Here is a 13,801-nt window from a genome sequence, read left to right on the forward strand (position 1 = left end):
TCTTCGGCATCATGCCCAAGCGAGTTAGGCGCGGCGGCCCTTCAGGCGCAAGACGTATCCGATCACTTCCGCCACGGCTTGGTAGTGTTCGACAGGAATTTCTTCGTCGATCTCTACGGTGGCGTAAAGCGCGCGCGCCAGAGGCACGTTCTCGACGATCGGCACGCTGTGCTCGCCGGCGACTTCGCGGATCTTCAGCGCGACCGCATCGACGCCCTTGGCGAGGCAGAGCGGCGCGGCCATGCCGGGCTCGTATTGCAGCGCGACGGCATAGTGGGTCGGGTTGGTGATGATCACGGTAGCCTTCGGCACTGAGGCCATCATGCGCTTGCGCGAGCGCTCCGTCCGGATCTGGCGGAGCTTCGCCTTGACCTCGGGATTGCCTTCCGAGTTCTTGTACTCGTCCTTCAGCTCCTGCTTGGTCATCTTCTGGCGCTGGTACCAGGAGAAGCGCTGCCAGCCGAAATCGCCGAGCGCAATGACGGCGAAGAGCGCGAGCGCGCTCCCCATCAGTTTGATCGCGAGCACGAGGGCTGCCGGCAGCAGCGCCGAGATGCTCATCTGGGCGAAGGCCTCGAGCCGGTCGTGCTCGTTCCAGAGCGTGATCCAGAGGACGGCGCCGACCAGCCCGGTCTTGGCGAGGCCCTTGGCGAAATTGACCCAGGCCTCCTTGCCGAACATCCGCTTGGCGCCGGCCATCGGCGAGATGCGGCTGAATTTCGGCATCAGCGGATCGAAGGTCCAGAGCGGCTTGTGCTGGATCAGCGCGCCGATCAGCGCGGCACCGAGAATGAAGCCGAAAGGCAGCCCCAGTGCCGAGAAGCCGGTCATGACGCCCTTCTGCGCGACATTGGCGAAGGCCGAGCCGTCGGAGGGCACCTGATGGGCGTTCATCAGGAAGCTGCGCAGCGCGAGCGCCGCGGACTGGGCCGACCAGCCGGCGCCGACCAGCAGCGCCATGGTGAACCCGCAGAGGACGAAGAAGGTGCCGATCTCCTGCGATCTGGGAATGTCGCCTTTCTCGGCGGCCTGTTCCAGTTTTCGCTGGGTCGGGTCCTCTGTTCTGTCGTCGTTCTCGGCTTCCTCTGACATGAGCGCTCAGTTCCCGGCGAACTGGCGCAGGAAGGCGCCGAGATCCGTAAGGAAGACGCTCATCATCACGCCGACCACGGCCAGCAGCACGAACATGCCGCCGAGGATCGAGGCCGGCACCGCCAGGAAAAAGACCTGCAGCTGCGGCATCATGCGGGCCAGCACGCCGAGGCCGAGATTGAAGAGCAGGCCGAAGATGATGAAGGGCGCGGAGATCTGGACGGCCAGCGAGAAGCCCTGGGAAGCGGCCCGCACGGCCAGCATCATCACGTCGCCGATCTCGGGAATGCCGCCCGGCGGAAGCACGCGGTAGCTTTCATGGATCGCGACGATGGCGACGTGGTGCAAGTCGCTGGTCAGGATCAGCGTGATGCCGAGCATGGTGAGCAGGTTGCCGATCGAGGGGTTCTGCTGGCCTCCGGTCGGGTCGACCGTCATGGCGAAGCCGAGGCCCATGGTCTGGGCGACGAGCGTGCCAGCGGTCTGCAGGCAGGCCATGACGAAGCGGGCGCAGACGCCGATGACGAGCCCGATCAGGATCTCGCCGATCAGAAGCCCGACCACGCCCGGCATGTCGGGGGGCAGGCGCAGCAGCGGACGGGCCATCGGCAGAACCACCAGGGCGACGAAGAAGGCGAGCGAGAGCCGGCCGCGCGAGAAGACGAAGCGCTCGCCGATTCCGGGCATCAGCATAACCAGCGTGCCGACGCGCGCGAAGATGAGCACGAAGACGGCGCTGATCTCGGGCAGGATCGCGATCTGCATCGTGCCGCCGGCACTCCGCCGCCATGGGAACTGCCGCAGGTCCGGGCCATCGGCGATGGCGAGGGTCTGCTGCGGCAGGATCATTCGCCCGTGGCGATTCGGACGGCGACCCGTCCCATATAGCCCGCCAGCGCGTCTCCCATGAACGGCAGAAACAGCATCAGCGCAGCGAAGACCGCCAGAATCTTGGGCACATAGACCAGGGTCTGCTCCTGGATCTGGGTCAGCGCCTGAACCAGCGAGACGGCGAGGCCGACGACGAGGGCAACCATCATCAGCGGCCCGCCTGCCTTGAGGAAGACGATGATGCCGTCGCGGGCGACGTCGAGGATGGCTCCGGATGTCATGACGATTTCCTGAAAAGCCAGATCACACCGGCATCCGCATGATTTCTTCGTAGGCCGCGATGACGCGGTCGCGCACGGCGACCAGCGTCTCGATCGCGGCCTCGCTCTCGGCGACGGCGGTGACGACGTCGACGACGTCGGCCCGGCCCACGGCGACGGAGGCGGCCTGCGCATCGCTCTTGCGTCCGGCGTCGGCGGTGGCTTCCAGGGCCTTGCCGATCATGGACGCGAAGTCGGGACCGCCCGTCTCCGACGCGCTCGCGGAAACCGGCTTGCGGAGCAGATTGCCCGCACCCATTCCCTGGATCGAGGCATAGGCGCCGGCGGCGAAGCTTGGCGTGGCCATGGCGTGCTAACCCTTCAGGCGCGCAGGATGTCGATGGTGCGCTGGATCATCCGGCGCGTCGACGAGATCAGGTTGAGGTTGGCCTCATAGCTGCGCTGGGCCTCGCGCATGTCCATCGTTTCGATCAGCGAGTTGACGTTGGGCATGCGGACATTGCCGCTGGCGTCGGCGGTGGGGTTGCCGGGCTCGAATTTGGTGCGGAACTGGCTCTGGTCGCGCTGGACGCGACCCATATCGACGACCTGCGCCTCGAGGTCGCGGTCGAAGCGGCGCTGGAAGGTCGGGATCTTGCGGCGATAGGGGTCGGCGCCGGCGCGCTCGGGGCCGGAATCGGCGTTGGCCATGTTCTCGGCGATGACGCGCATGCGGCCGGACTGGCTGCGCAGGCCCGAGGTCGCCACCGCGATGCTCTTGAGAAGATCCATGAGACGTCTCCTGCTGCCGCTGACGGATCAGCGCCCCTTGCCGATGGCTATCTTCATCAGGCCGAGGCCCTTGCTGTAGAGCGAGGCCGCGAGCTGGTAGTCGGACTGGTTCTGGGCGACCTTGCCCATCTCGTCCTCGAGGTTGACCGCATTGCCGTTGGGCGTGACCTCGAAGCGCTGGGCGCGGGTGCTGTCGAAGCCGCCGCGGCGGCCGGCGAGGTCCATATGCCCCGCGCTCGTCTGGGCGAGCCCGACATTCGCCTGGCCGATGGCCGGACCCTTCACATCCATCGGGCGGAAGCCGGGGCTGTCGGCATTGGCGACGTTCTCGGCCAGGACCTTCTGGCGCGTCTGATGCCACTGCATGCGCGTCTTCAGCGCCTGCATCAGGTTTCCGCCTGTTCCCAGGGCATTGCTCGCCATGGCCGTCGACCCTCGCTGGACCGGCGCCGCGCGCCGGTTCACTGGGTAAATCTTGCCGGGTCCATGGTTAATGACCGGTTAATGAGACAGCGTTTCGAGCATCCGGTTAACCACGCATTCACCATGTTTCCTGAAAGCGCGGGCGCTATGCTATAGCCTGCGTGTTCAACGTCGGATGACTTACCGGCAGCCGGGGCCCGGCGCGCCGTCGCTAATGAGGCAGACCTTGCAGAGCTTGTTTGGCTTCGATCTCCCGACCGCACAGAAGTGGGTCATCGCTTTTGGCGTCATCCTGGTATTGCTCGTGCTGCTGGGCCTGTTCGCGCGGCAGATCAAGGATGGCCGGCTGCGGATCAAGGGGCAGGGCGGCGGCCGCACAAGGCAGCCCAGACTCGGCGTGGTGGACATCCATGACCTCGACCGTCAGCGCCAGCTCGTGCTGATCAGGCGCGACAATGTCGAGCATCTGGTCATGATCGGCGGGCCCTCCGACGTGGTCGTCGAGACCAATATCGTGCGCAGCGGGGCGCGGACGGCGATGCCGGCGCAGAGCGACCTCGGCCTGCCGGACCGGCCGCTGCCCTTCGACACGCTGGTGCCACAGGAACTTTCTCGTCAGGAGCCGGCGCGTCACGAGCCCGCCGAGGACATGCGCCGCGCGCCGCCGCCGGCTCCCGTCGCGCTTGCGCCGTCGGGTGGCGAGCCGCCGCAGCCGCCGACCCGGCCGGTCCAGCCGGCCTCGCGCCCGGTCCAGACCCTGACGCAAGCCGAAGCGGCGGTCGCTGCCGCGACGGCGGCCGGCGGCGGGGTCGTGCTGGGCGTTGCCGCTGCGTCGAAGCCGCAGGCTGTGCCGCCTGCACCCGCCTCCGTTGCGTCCGCCTCTCTTGCGCCCGCTCCGGTGGTCCAGGCGCCGCATTTCACACGCGATCCAGCGCCCGCTGCCAGCGCCGGGGAACTCGACGACATGGCGCGGCAGCTCGACGAGGCGCTGAAGCGGCCGTTCTCGGCGGTGCGTCCCGCCAATGCGCCGACCGCCACTCCGATCCCGCCTGTCGATGCCGCCCCGGCTCCGGCCGAACTGCTGCCGGAGTCTGCTGCCGCGCCCCCCGCGCCGGTTGCCCCGCCCGCTCAGCAGGCCATGCGAGCCCTGCCCATGGATGTCGAGGCGGAGTTGGAGATGGCGCTCGGCCTCAAGCCCGAGCGGACAGGCCCCAAGCCTCCGGCCTCGACCCCGCCAGCGGTCGCTGCATCGGCCTTCGCTGCACCGTCCTTCACCCCGCCCAAGCCGTTCGAGCCGGCGCCTCCGGCCGAGCCCGAGGCGGTCGCGGCACCCGAACCCGACGCGGCGGACGCTTCGCCTGAGCCGGAGAGCAAGCCGGAGATGGATGTCGAGCCCGAGATCAAGCCCGAGCCGCAGATGGACGAGGTCGATTCCGAGGCGAAGCAGGCTGACGAGGCGGAGACGCGCGATCCCTTGGAGGAAGCCGCTGCAGAGGATCGCATCGAGGAGGCTTCACCGGAACCGGAGCCGAAGGCGATCGACCCGTTCTCGGTCGATGCCATCGAGGCGGAGTTTGCCCGGCTGCTCGGCCGCGATTCGAAAACCCGGCCCTGACCGCTGCAATCAACAGGTTTCGCGCCGGCGCGGCACTCTGACGCCGCCAAGCCGGTTGCCGGCCGGCGAAGCCCGGCCTTAGCGTTGCGCGGCCCGATCGTCTGAGTCGGGCGCAATGACGGCCGCGCGCGAGCATGATCAGCACTCCCATGAGACGGCGGCACGCGCGGCGAATGGGTCTGGTCGCCGGCCGCCTGACGCTCTGGGCGGCGCTCGCGAGCCTGCCGCTCGGACCGGCGCTGGCGCAGACGCTTTCGCTCGATCTCGGGCAGGGCGGCGGCGTGGCCGAGCGCGCGCTGCAGCTCATCGCCGTCATCACGGTCTTGTCGCTGGCGCCGTCGATCCTGATCATGGTGACATCGTTCACCCGGATCGCGGTGGTGTTGTCGCTGCTGCGCTCGGCGCTCGGCACGCAGACGGCTCCGCCCAATGCCGTGATCATCGGGCTGGCGCTGTTCCTGACTGGGTTCGTCATGGCCCCGACCCTGCGCGAGGCCTATGCCACCGCGATCGCGCCGCTTGTCGCGGGCCAGATCCAGCCGACGGAGGCCTATAATCGGGGCGTCGTGCCCTTTAAGACCTTCATGCTGCGTCATGTGCGCGAAAAGGACCTGGCGTTGTTCATCGAGATGTCGCGCGAGCCGGCTCCGGCGACGCCGCAGGATGTCCAGATCCAGATTCTGGTACCGGCCTTCATGATCTCGGAGCTGCGCCGCGCCTTCGAGATCGGCTTCCTGCTGTTCGTGCCCTTCCTGATCATCGACCTCGTGGTGGCCTCGATCCTGATGTCGGTGGGCATGATGATGCTGCCGCCGGTGACGGTGGCGTTGCCGTTCAAGCTGATCTTCTTCGTCTTGGTCGACGGCTGGGGGCTGGTCGCCGGCTCGCTGGTGAAGAGTTACGGCGTCTGACGCATGCGACGGGGCGCCCTGGCCTTGCGCGTCAGCTGCGTCCGGGTGCAGGCGGCGCCGCCTCGGGTGCCGCACCGGTCGAAGCGGGCGCCGGTGTCGGAGCGGGGGGCTCGCCGGTCGGCGGGACGGCCGCATCCGGCTTCTTCTGGCGAATGGCCGACGAAAAGGCCGGGTAGCGCTCGCGATAGGCGCTCATGAAGTCCGACAGGGTGTCAGCGCCGGCTGCGGCGGCGGCACGTGCCATCTCACGGATGTCGGCCGCCTTCGAGCGGTTGGCGCCGGTGACGAAGGCGAAGGTGCGGGCATCGCTGCTCTGGGCCATCTTGGTCGCGAACTTGCTGCGCAGACGATCGAGCGAGAGCCCCTCATTGGCCATCACATAGGAGATTGCGGCGCGCATCACGTCGGAGCGCGCGCCGTCGCTGAGCGGCGCCGGGCCGCGCCAGGCCTCGTCGAGGATGCGTTCATGCGCCTCACCGGCCTCGCGCCAGCGCCGCCCGGTCCAATAGACGTCGGCGCGCAGGCGGTCGATCTCCGGGCCGCGCTCGGCCTCGAGCAGATCGAGCGCCAGGTCGGTGCGCGACAGGTCCGACAGCGCCTTGGCCTCGAGCAGGAGCCTGGCGCGCTTGACGTCGCTGGGCAGCTCGATCAGCCGGGTCGTCGCCAGCGCGCGCAGCGCCTCGGCCGGCTTTCCGTTCATCAGGTTGACCATGGCCAGCCGCGCCGCGACGGTCGAGCGCGCCGCACCGGTCAGGCGCCGTTCCATCTGGTAGCGCAGGATGTCGGCGGCCTGGTCGAGCAGGTCGAGCTCGATCAGGCGGTCGGCGAGCAGGCGGGTGATCTCGTCGCCGCGCCGGCCGATCGGCAGGAATTCCTTGAAATCGTAGAACAGCGCCAGGGCATCGATGCGCGAGAGCTGCTCCAGGCTTTTCCCGCTGAAGAGTTCGGCGAAACGCTGCGCCGTCTCGTCATGAAGGCGCCGCGTGACGGCGTGCTCGGGAAAGCTCTCATTGGCGCGGCGTGCGACCATGAACGCGTCGCGCCAGCGCTGCCGGTCGGCATACAGACGCCCAAGCTCGCCCAACGCCTCGATCTCGATCTCGCCGCCACGCCAGATGATCGAAACCGTCTCAAGCCGGGCGACGGCTTCGTCGGGGCCGATGTCGTTGCGCTTCTCGGCCTGCACCATCCGGATGGCGCGCAGCTGCGCCTCCGCCGCGACGGGCCGGCTGCGCGCCTCGAAGAGCGGCCTGTATCCGGCCAGCGCATTGTCGGGCCGGCCGCTGACATCGTCGAGCATGGCCCTCAGCAAGGTGAGCTGTTCCTGGTCCATCGTGCCGGCTGGCATCTCGGTGAGCGCGTCGACCTCGCGCTCGGCGATCGTCATGTCGCGCATCGCCAGCGCCGCGCGGGCCTTGGCCGTGCGCAGTTCGGCCTGCAGGTCCGACGGGTAACGCTCGAGGATCGCATCGGCGCGGCGGAAGCCTGCCAGCGCCTGCGCATTGCGGCCGAGCCGCTGGTCGATGAGGGCGCGCCACAGGCCGGTTTCGGCATCCTCCTTGATCGGGCTTGCATCGAAAGCCGCCGCCGCCTCCTTGTGACGGTGCATCTGGGCGGCTATCAGGCCCTTCAGGAACAGCGCCTCGCGGTTGCCGCGCATGGCCGGGTCGTCGGTCAACAGCGCCGTCAACGGACCCTTGGCTTCCGACATCAACCGGTTGGCCGCGTAGAAGCGGGCCAGAGCGAGACGGGTCTCGGATTTGCGGGCGCGCGACGCGCCGGCGATCTCGCGCTGGAGGACGCGCTCCTGCTCGCGCACGCCGGCAATCGCGAGCTTGCCCCACTGCTCCGGATCGAGCAGGGGAGCCTGCGTCTTGGCCACCTCGGCCTCGCCGTCCTTGCGCTGATCGGCGGCGTCCAGCGTCACCGTCAGCCCGCCAGCACGGCCGATCCGGACCTGGTCGGTTTCCGCCCGGACGACGACATCGTCGGCGTGCGGGGCGACGGCCAGGCCGTGCGCAGTCGGCAGCAGGCCGAACTCGACGAACTGATAGGGCTTGGCCGTGACGCGGACCGGGCCGGTGGCGGTCGCAACCGCGACGGGCAGGCCGGAGGGGCCGGCGTCGAGCCAGTGAACACCGGTCATCCCGGGCAGCGGCACCGCGACGATGGTCTGGCCCTGCTCGTCCATCGAGCGGGAGGGCACCAGCGCTTCGGCGGCTTTTCCGACCTGGTCGCCGAAGCCGAGCGACCAGGTCGTGCCGTCGTCGAAGAGGCGCGTCAGCGGCTGGCCGGTCAGGCGCAGGCGCACCAGCGTCACCTTGCCCTCGCGCGTGACGGTCGCCTCCGCGATCACGCCGGGCAGCAAACCCTTGAGATCAGCCGGATCGATCGTGTCGCGGGTGTCGAAGACGAGCGTCGCCGTTCCCGCTTCGACGAAGCCGGCGACCCCGGTGGGGCGCGGAAAGCGGAAATCGAGCCGCGAACCAACCGCCGTGATCTTCACGGCCTGCGGCGTCGGGTCGATGACCGGCGGCGCCACGGCCGTGGCGGACCGCGCTGCGGAGGGCTGCATGGCCGGCGGCCTGGCTGGGGTCGGGGCAGGCGTGGCGGCCGGAGCTGCCGGTGCAGCGGCGACGGCAGCCGGGGGAGCGCTTGCCTGCCCTGCCGGTGCCGCTGCGGGCGGCTTGGCCGGCTTCAGCATGTCGAGGACGATACCCTCGTCGTCTCGGAAGCTGCGGACCTGCCAGTCCTTGGGCAGGGTGAGGGCAAGCGTCGTCGCGGCCTTGCCGGTCTCGTTGGAGACCAGCGCGACGCCGTCGGGCAGGGTGGTCCTGACCACGGCCGGCTCGACCGTCATCGGCTTGTCGAAGGTCAGGGTCAGCGCGCCCTCGTTGAGATCGGTTTTCAGGGCCGCATCCGGGGCTACGTCGAAGATCAGCCGTTCGAGCGTCGGCAGGCTGGCGCCGCGCAGGCCGAGCATCCGCGGTGGTTCCTGCGTCAGGCGCGCCGCCTGGCGGCTTAGGGCCTCGGCCACGCGCAGGCGCTCCGACATGTCGGCGATGACCTCCGGCGGGGGCCCAGGCAAGAGGCCGTTCCAGTTTTCCGGCAAAAGGTCGATGAAGGTTCGCTCGCCAGCCTCGATCAGGTTGGCGCGATAGGTCCTGGCGAGCGCGAAGCGCAGGCCGCGCCCGTCGGGATCGACACGGGCGACCGAGATATAGGCCGGCAGTTCGCGGGCGATCTTGGCGACGTCGATCTTCACGCTCGCGCCGAAAGCGACGACGAGGACACCGTTGGAGACGCGGATCCGCGTCGGCGTCGGCTCGTCGAAGACCAGCGAGAGGCGTCCGAAGCCGGGCGGCATGACCTCGCCGCGCAGGGTCGCGCTGGCGGCGAGCGCCGGCGCGCCGAGACCGGCGGCGGTGGCGAGGGCGTAAAGCCCGATGCCGAAGGCGAGGGAACGCGGGAGACGCAAAGCCGGACACTCAACCCAACGCGACAAAGCCGGGCCAGGCGGACAAGCCTGCCCCGATCGTGCCGACGCTAGCGCGTCAAGGATAATGCCGGGTTAACATCGCGCCTCGTCCGTGCCTTGAGAATCAAGGGGTTACAGATGGAAGGCGAGGCGGTCGGCGGGCGTCGTCAGCGGTTGAAGGGCTGCGGGAGCGCGTCGCCAGAACCGGCTCGGCGCGGGCACGACAGCGGCCTCTCAGCTCGTCACGATGTACGCGCTGTATTTCGCAATAAAGAACCGCGCCATCATCTAAAGGTAATCAGGAGTTGCAGGCGGCGTCGTTCTCTCTCATGCTCTTGAGCAGGATAGGGAGCGGCCATGAAACCTGCATCGAACTCACAGAGCGTCGAAGTCAGCGCGTATGGCCGATTAAAATATCTCCTGGGCCTGACAAAATTGCATATCGAGCGGCTTCGAAAAGGAAACTCCTTCGAGCATATCGCTGACCAGTTGGAGCTATTTCGGACGACTTACAGCAATCTGACTGGGAAATCCCTCGAGAATGGCACGACCCTGGAGATCGGGTATGGACAGCGCCCATTTCGGCTTATGGGCATGCAGAGCCTTGGCGTTCGCGCGTTCGGAATCGATCTCGATCAGCCGCTAAATCAGCTGAATGCAACGACGATCATTGGGAATTTTCGCAAAAATGGCGCGGTCAGGGGACTGAAGTCGGTCGCCAGGCGAGTGGTGTTCGATGGCGCGGAATATCGCGATCTGAACCGGATGCTGAAGCGCAGGTTCGGCGTCGCCCTGAAGCCCGATTACGGAAAGATGCTGGTTGGCGATGCGGCCAATTCTGATTTCTGGGGCGCTATCGGCGGCAATGTCGATTTCATACATTCGGACGATGTTTTTGAACATATCCCTGCTGAGGCGCTCGAGGGTATCCTCGCGACCATGGCCGGCCAACTGGCCGATGACGGTGTTGCCGTGATCACGCCCAATGTTTTTACCGGTATCGGCGGTGGTCATGATCTCGGCTGGTATATGGGCCAGGTCAACCAGGATATCTCGGGTCGGGGGCCGCCCTGGGGCCATTTGACTGGCGAGACCCCGCCTGCCGATACGTATCTGAACAAGATGCTGCGCTCAGAATATCGGGAGCTTTTTGCGAGGCACTTCCAGATTGTCAGTGAGGAAGCCGTATTAGGCCGATTGGGAAGTCAGTACCTGACAGAAGAACGTCGAAAGGCCTTGTCGAATTTTTCTGAAGACGAGCTTTTTTCGAACAGGGTACGATTTGTGCTTGTAAAGAAGCGATGAGCCGGCTGCATCCCCAGCGCTGACTCCTAAGCCAGCTGGTTGGATCCCGCCGGGACCGTCCGGTTCAGCGGCGCGGCGCGGGTGCGATTGCGGGCAACTCGGTGCCGGGCAGGGCGACAGGATCGATCGCGACGCGCTCGGCGTTGGGGCTGCGCGCGATCGTTGCCAGGGCGACCGTGAGCTTCTCGGCGCGCTCGGAAGCCATCGCCGCCAGGACCTCGGACATCTTGCGCGGGTTCATCTGCTGGACGACCGGCACCAGGATGTCGAGGCTGAGCCGGTCGAACACCCGGGCGGCGTCCTTCGGTTTCATCGCCTCATACATGATGACGAGGTTCTTGATCGCCTTGGCCTCGTCGGCCGGCGGCTTGCCGGCGGGGCCGCCCGCCTTGGTCTCGAGTTCCTTGAGGTCGCCGACGCGTGTGTCGAGCTTCCTCTCGGCGGTGTCGAGCAGGCGTTCGCGCATCTCGAGCTCGCGCATGCGCGCATCGATCTCCTCGCGCCGCTCGCCGAGGCGTTCGAGCAGGGCGCGTTCGGCTGGCGAGATCGGAGCGGCCGTGCCGTTGATGATGCCGGCCTTGTTCAGCGGATTGGCGGCGCGGCCCGCTTGGGCCTTGGCCTCGGCCTCGGCCTTCTCCTGCTCCTTCTTGGGGTCGGGAGCGGGGTTGGACCCGGTGGTCTCGGGATCCATGAAGCTGGCATCGGGGGTGTGCGCATGCGCGATCTTCTTGGCCATCGCCCAGATTTCGGGGGCGGGCTTGGCCGTCGCGAAGGCCGGGGCGCTCGCGGGAACGGTCCCGGGATAGGGCTCCGCCGTCCAGGCAAGCAGCTTCAGCGCCAGGAGACCCATGGCGCCGAGGATGACCGCTGGCAGGAGGCGGGGCCGTTCGATCACGCAGCCTGACCCTCCAGGCGACGCGCCGCGCGGGCGCGGATCGCGGCGGCGGATTGCGCGGCGTTGGCCAGGCGGGAGATCGGCGTCGGCTCGGCGGCCTTGGGCGCTTCAGCGGGCCTCGGCGCGACCAGCGTGGCGGCGCTGACGATCTGGCCGATGCGATCCATCACGACCTGTCCGGCCTCGATCTGGGCGGCGAGATCGGCGGCGTAGCGCTCGGCGGTCTGCAGGCGTTCGGCCAGGGTGCGGTCACAGTCGCCGAGCGTCAGCTTCAGGCCGGCGATGGCGCGTTCGGCGGTGTCGGTGGCCGCGATCAGCGCGCCGACGGTCTGCCGCATGCCGCTCTCGTCCGCCTTCAGGCGCTCGATGCGCTTGGTCAGGACGAAGCAGGTGATGATGGTGGCGACGAGCAGGCTGGCAACCAGCACATCGGCGATGAGAGCGATCGTCATGCAGGAAGCCCCGTCGTCAGGTCGAGTGGATATGGTTGGTGTCGAAGGCGGCGATCGTCGTCTTGGAACGGCGCAGCGGGCTGACGATCTGCACCGCGATCTTGTCGTCGACCCGGCCGATGCGTCCGTCGCTGACGATGAAGTCGCCGCAGCGCAGGGCGACGAAGGCGTCGGGACGCGCGTCGAACATCAGCGTGTCGCCGATCTCGAGGTTCATCATCCGCTTCAGCGGCATCTGCGTTTCGTGCAGCACGCAGGTCACCGGAACCTCCGTCTGCCAGACCTCGGTCGCGAGATGGTTCTCCCAGATCGGATCGCGGCCGAGCTTCTCACCCATGAAGCTTTCGAGCAGCAGGTCACGGATCGGCTCGATCGTCGCATAGGGCAGGAGGATGTGCAGCGAGCCGCCGCGTCCTTCCATGTCGAATTTCAGCTCGACGCGGATGGCGGCGTTGGCGGGACGCGAGATCGAAACGAAGCGTGGGTTGGATTCGATGCGGTCGATGGTGAAATGGACCGGCGAGAGCGGCTTGAACGCGGCCTCGGCATCGCTGAGGATCAGCGCGATCACGCGGCGGATCAACCGGATCTCGATCGAGGTGAAGGGGCGCCCGTCGACGCGCGGCGCAGGCTGGCCGCGCTTGCCGCCGAACATGGTGTCGAGGATCGAGTAGGTCAGCGCCGATTCGATCGTGATCAGGCCGAAATTGTCCCACTCCTCAGCCTTGAAGACAGAGAGCATCGCCGGCTGCGAGATCGAATTCATGTAGTCGCCGAAGCGCACCGATCGGATGCTTTCGAGGGTGACCTCGACGTTGTCGGTGAAGAAATTACGCAGGCTGGTGGAGAGCAGGCGGACGAGACGCTCGAAGATGATTTCGAGCATCGGCAGGCGTTCATAGGAGACCGAGCCGGAATCGACGATCGCCTGGATGCCGTTGCGGCCCTCCTTCTCGTCGCCGAGGGAGAAACCGAGCATCGTGTCGATTTCGTCCTGGCTCATCAGGCGGTCGGTACCGCCTTCCGGTTCGCCCTCTTCCTCGACGATATCGGGCATGGTGGCCCATTCGGCCGCCATGCTCTCCGGGCTCAGCGGCTCGTTCTTGGGGGCCGCCTCGACGTTGTCGCGATCGCTCGTGCTCATCTGCCTGTGGTCGCTTTTGTCATGCTTTGATCTTGCATCGGCAGGATCCGAAAACCGGTTCCCGCTTTGGACCGATGCTGGCGCCGGCTCACTGAATCAGCAGTTCCTTGAACAGCACCGCGTCGATCTTGGCCGGGAAGACCGTGACGTTGACGCGGCGCAGGAGCTCTTCCTTCAGGCGGTACATGCCGGCCGAGCCTTCGAGATCGGAGGGCCGCAATTCGCGCATGTACACCTGGAAGGCATCCTCGACACGCGGCAGCAGCGGCTTGATCTCGTCGGAGACCTTCGCGTCGGCGATCTCGAGCACGACCTTGATCTTGATGATCGGCTGGCGCTCCTGCCCGCCGGTGATGCCGATCATCATGTCCTTCATCTCGACGAACGAGACCGGCTTCTTGACGTTCTTGGCCGCTTCCGCCGCCGCCACCTGCTCGGCCGAGGGCTTCTTCAGAAAGAAAAACCAGCCGCCGCCGCCGAGCGCCGCCAGCAGCACGACGCCGCCTGCGATCATGATCAGCTTCTTCTTGCCGCCCTTCGGCGCGGCTTCGCCGGAGGCGCCTTCCTCATCGGTGTTGGGCTTCTTCGACATTGCCGGCACGC

At 67.2% G+C, this 13,801-nt stretch carries 14 protein-coding genes; 3 read left to right on the forward strand and 11 right to left on the reverse strand.

The window, feature by feature from the left end; genetic code table 11:
• Nucleotides 1-24: 24 nt before the first annotated feature.
• From flhB to flgB, 6 genes are all read right to left on the reverse strand, one after another.
• A complete protein-coding gene (flhB, locus tag AC1DYU_RS01185) occupies nt 25-1,092 on the reverse strand; it encodes a flagellar biosynthesis protein FlhB (RefSeq protein ID WP_158487334.1) in 1,068 nt (355 codons plus the stop codon).
• Nucleotides 1,093-1,098: 6 nt separating this feature from the next.
• Nucleotides 1,099-1,857, reverse strand: coding sequence for a flagellar biosynthetic protein FliR (gene fliR / locus AC1DYU_RS01190; RefSeq protein ID WP_158487354.1), 759 nt, complete (start codon nt 1,855-1,857; stop codon nt 1,099-1,101).
• Between the two features lie 80 nt (nt 1,858-1,937).
• Nucleotides 1,938-2,204, reverse strand: coding sequence for a flagellar biosynthesis protein FliQ (gene fliQ / locus AC1DYU_RS01195; RefSeq protein ID WP_158487335.1), 267 nt, complete (start codon nt 2,202-2,204; stop codon nt 1,938-1,940).
• Between the two features lie 22 nt (nt 2,205-2,226).
• The gene (gene fliE / locus AC1DYU_RS01200; protein ID WP_158487336.1) at nt 2,227-2,550 is read right to left on the reverse strand and encodes a flagellar hook-basal body complex protein FliE; all 324 of its coding nucleotides are present in this window, start codon (nt 2,548-2,550) and stop codon (nt 2,227-2,229) included.
• Nucleotides 2,551-2,564: 14 nt separating this feature from the next.
• Nucleotides 2,565-2,975 carry a flagellar basal body rod protein FlgC gene (flgC, locus tag AC1DYU_RS01205; protein WP_158487337.1) on the reverse strand — a complete coding sequence of 137 codons (411 nt, stop codon included), beginning with the start codon at nt 2,973-2,975 and terminating at the stop codon, nt 2,565-2,567.
• A 27-nt stretch (nt 2,976-3,002) separates the two neighbouring features.
• Nucleotides 3,003-3,398, reverse strand: coding sequence for a flagellar basal body rod protein FlgB (flgB, locus tag AC1DYU_RS01210; protein ID WP_476790064.1), 396 nt, complete (start codon nt 3,396-3,398; stop codon nt 3,003-3,005).
• Between the two features lie 226 nt (nt 3,399-3,624).
• Here flgB and AC1DYU_RS01215 point away from each other — a divergent pair, with 226 nt between their 5' ends.
• Together AC1DYU_RS01215 and fliP are read left to right on the forward strand one after the other, a co-directional pair.
• Nucleotides 3,625-5,013, forward strand: coding sequence for a hypothetical protein (locus AC1DYU_RS01215; protein ID WP_476790065.1), 1,389 nt, complete (start codon nt 3,625-3,627; stop codon nt 5,011-5,013).
• A gap of 134 nt (nt 5,014-5,147) precedes the next feature.
• Nucleotides 5,148-5,924, forward strand: coding sequence for a flagellar type III secretion system pore protein FliP (gene fliP, locus AC1DYU_RS01220; RefSeq protein ID WP_476790066.1), 777 nt, complete (start codon nt 5,148-5,150; stop codon nt 5,922-5,924).
• Between the two features lie 31 nt (nt 5,925-5,955).
• Here fliP and AC1DYU_RS01225 read toward each other — a convergent pair whose 3' ends face one another.
• Nucleotides 5,956-9,402: a hypothetical protein gene (locus AC1DYU_RS01225; RefSeq protein ID WP_476790067.1), complete on the reverse strand. Its 3,447-nt coding sequence runs from the start codon at nt 9,400-9,402 to the stop codon at nt 5,956-5,958.
• Between the two features lie 357 nt (nt 9,403-9,759).
• Between AC1DYU_RS01225 and AC1DYU_RS01230 the strand changes: the two genes are divergently transcribed.
• Nucleotides 9,760-10,707, forward strand: coding sequence for a class I SAM-dependent methyltransferase (locus tag AC1DYU_RS01230; RefSeq protein WP_476790068.1), 948 nt, complete (start codon nt 9,760-9,762; stop codon nt 10,705-10,707).
• A 64-nt stretch (nt 10,708-10,771) separates the two neighbouring features.
• On the opposite strand, the gene AC1DYU_RS01235 is transcribed toward AC1DYU_RS01230, so the two are convergent.
• From AC1DYU_RS01235 to fliL, 4 genes are all read right to left on the reverse strand, one after another.
• Nucleotides 10,772-11,602 carry a MotE family protein gene (locus tag AC1DYU_RS01235; RefSeq protein ID WP_476790069.1) on the reverse strand — a complete coding sequence of 277 codons (831 nt, stop codon included), beginning with the start codon at nt 11,600-11,602 and terminating at the stop codon, nt 10,772-10,774.
• The gene (locus AC1DYU_RS01240) at nt 11,599-12,054 is read right to left on the reverse strand and encodes a DUF6468 domain-containing protein (protein ID WP_158487345.1); all 456 of its coding nucleotides are present in this window, start codon (nt 12,052-12,054) and stop codon (nt 11,599-11,601) included. Before AC1DYU_RS01240 ends, AC1DYU_RS01235 begins: the two co-directional genes overlap by 4 nt.
• Nucleotides 12,055-12,070: 16 nt before the next feature.
• Nucleotides 12,071-13,198 carry a flagellar motor switch protein FliM gene (gene fliM / locus AC1DYU_RS01245; protein WP_158487346.1) on the reverse strand — a complete coding sequence of 376 codons (1,128 nt, stop codon included), beginning with the start codon at nt 13,196-13,198 and terminating at the stop codon, nt 12,071-12,073.
• 88 nt (nt 13,199-13,286) lie between these two features.
• Nucleotides 13,287-13,790 (reverse strand): flagellar basal body-associated protein FliL, encoded by a 504-nt coding sequence (gene fliL / locus AC1DYU_RS01250; RefSeq protein ID WP_158487347.1) that lies wholly within the window; start codon nt 13,788-13,790, stop codon nt 13,287-13,289.
• Between the last annotated feature and the right edge of the window lie 11 nt (nt 13,791-13,801).

The organism is Allobosea sp. P2_B12 (genome assembly GCF_056404835.1).

What these genes read in the sequence shown, in the direction of transcription:
- AC1DYU_RS01230 (WP_476790068.1), top strand. Translation starts at nt 9,760, where the DNA reads ATGAAACCTGCATCGAACTCACAGAGCGTCGAAGTCAGCGCGTATGGC.
- fliQ (WP_158487335.1), bottom strand. Translation starts at nt 2,204, where the DNA reads ATGACATCCGGAGCCATCCTCGACGTCGCCCGCGACGGCATCATCGTC.
- flgB (WP_476790064.1), bottom strand. Translation starts at nt 3,398, where the DNA reads ATGGCGAGCAATGCCCTGGGAACAGGCGGAAACCTGATGCAGGCGCTG.
- flhB (WP_158487334.1), bottom strand. Translation starts at nt 1,092, where the DNA reads ATGTCAGAGGAAGCCGAGAACGACGACAGAACAGAGGACCCGACCCAG.
- fliE (WP_158487336.1), bottom strand. Translation starts at nt 2,550, where the DNA reads ATGGCCACGCCAAGCTTCGCCGCCGGCGCCTATGCCTCGATCCAGGGA.
- flgC (WP_158487337.1), bottom strand. Translation starts at nt 2,975, where the DNA reads ATGGATCTTCTCAAGAGCATCGCGGTGGCGACCTCGGGCCTGCGCAGC.
- fliM (WP_158487346.1), bottom strand. Translation starts at nt 13,198, where the DNA reads ATGAGCACGAGCGATCGCGACAACGTCGAGGCGGCCCCCAAGAACGAG.
- fliL (WP_158487347.1), bottom strand. Translation starts at nt 13,790, where the DNA reads ATGTCGAAGAAGCCCAACACCGATGAGGAAGGCGCCTCCGGCGAAGCC.
- fliR (WP_158487354.1), bottom strand. Translation starts at nt 1,857, where the DNA reads ATGCAGATCGCGATCCTGCCCGAGATCAGCGCCGTCTTCGTGCTCATC.
- AC1DYU_RS01240 (WP_158487345.1), bottom strand. Translation starts at nt 12,054, where the DNA reads ATGACGATCGCTCTCATCGCCGATGTGCTGGTTGCCAGCCTGCTCGTC.
- fliP (WP_476790066.1), top strand. Translation starts at nt 5,148, where the DNA reads ATGATCAGCACTCCCATGAGACGGCGGCACGCGCGGCGAATGGGTCTG.